Here is a 500-nt window from a genome sequence, read left to right on the forward strand (position 1 = left end):
AATTGAAACAAACTCCAGCGCATCTATAAAGCGCCAAGCTGCTGCCTTGTCTCCCTTAATTTTAAAGGACAATACACCGCTATTTCCTGTTTGTTGGGATGCAACCAGGTCTGCCTGAGGATGACTTGCTAAGCCAGAGTAAAACACTTGGTCAACTTCAGCTTGTTCTGACAACCACTGAGCGATTTTCATAGCCCCATCACCGTGAGCTTTCATACGTATACTCAGGGTTTCTAAGCCCTTCAGCATCACCCAGGCATTAAAGGGGCTCAAGGCAGCACCGCCAGAACGGATAAAACCATGAACCTCTTCGATAATTGCATTTGAGCCGACAACCGCGCCACCCAAACAACGTCCTTGGCCGTCAATGTATTTAGTCGCTGAATGCACTACGATATCAGCACCAAGCTTCAAAGGCTGCTGCAAGATAGGTGTACACATGCAGTTATCAACAACAAGCAAGCAGCCTTTCGAATGACGCCCTTGTCTCGCCAGTTCTG

General features: G+C 47.8%; 1 protein-coding gene. It reads right to left on the reverse strand.

Features of this window, described 5'->3' with window-relative positions:
• Positions 1–500, reverse strand: a 500-nt coding sequence (locus A3763_RS17595) for a PLP-dependent transferase (protein ID WP_197482950.1), incomplete at both ends; no start/stop codon positions are given.

This window comes from Oleiphilus sp. HI0128 (assembly GCF_001635365.1).